Here is a 1,009-nt window from a genome sequence, read left to right as displayed (position 1 = left end):
GTCCAATCAACGAGCATTTCGACCTTGTCGGTTTCGACCCACGGGGTGTTGGCCATTCGACCCCGGAGGTGCGCTGCCGCAGCGACGCCGAGTTCGACGACTACCGGCGCGAGCCGATGGTCGACTACAGCCCGACCGGAGTGACGCACATCGAGAAGGTCTATCAGCAGCTGGCCCAGCGTTGCGTCGACCGGATGGGCCCGACGTTCCTGAAAAACATCGGCACCGCCTCCGTTGCGCGGGATATGGATGCGGTTCGCCAGGCGCTCGGCGACCAGCAAATCAACTACCTCGGCTTCAGCTACGGCACCCAGTTGGGCACCGCCTACCTCGAGCGGTTCGGCGACCACGTGCGCTCAATGGTCCTCGACGGCGCCATCGATCCCAGCGTCGGCCCCGTCCAGCAGAACATCGACCAGATGGCCGGCTTCCAGGTCGCGTTCAACGACTACGCCGCCGACTGTGCCCGCTCGACCGACTGCCCGCTGGGCACCAACCCCGCTCAGTGGGTCAACCGCTATCACGCGCTGGTCGACCCGCTGGCCGACAAGCCCGCCACGACGTCCGACCCCCGAGGACTCGGTTACGCCGACGCGACCATCGGCACCATCAATGCGCTCTACACCCCCCAGTACTGGAAGTACCTGACCAGCGGGCTGTTAGGCCTGCAACGGGGAACCGATCCCGCGGACCTGTTGCGTCTTGCCGACGACTACGACGGCCGCGACGCCCAGGGCCATTACGACAACGGCCAGGACGCGTTCAACGCGGTCCGTTGCGTGGACGCGCCGACGCCCACCGACTCGGCCTCCTGGGTGGCCGCGGACCGGCAGATCCGCCAAGCCGCGCCGTTTTTGAGCTACGGGCAGTTCACCGGTTTTGCGCCCCGCGATTTGTGCGCGTTGTGGCCGGTGCCGGCGACCTCGGCACCGCACCGGGCCGCACCAGCTGTGCCGGGCAAGGTCGTCGTCGTCTCCACCACCCACGACCCCGCCACCCCGTACCAGGC

1 pseudogene (cut by a window edge) is annotated in these 1,009 nt (G+C 67.5%); it reads left to right on the top strand.

What is annotated here, in order from left to right:
* A pseudogene (locus ACFE99_RS16365) lies at positions 1 to 1,009 on the top strand (alpha/beta hydrolase) (its annotated part extends 395 nt beyond the left edge of the window); the annotation flags it as partial.

Source organism: uncultured Mycobacterium sp. (assembly GCF_964249325.1).
Classification (GTDB): domain Bacteria; phylum Actinomycetota; class Actinomycetes; order Mycobacteriales; family Mycobacteriaceae; genus Mycobacterium.
This window is presented reverse-complemented; position numbering and strand designations above follow the sequence as displayed.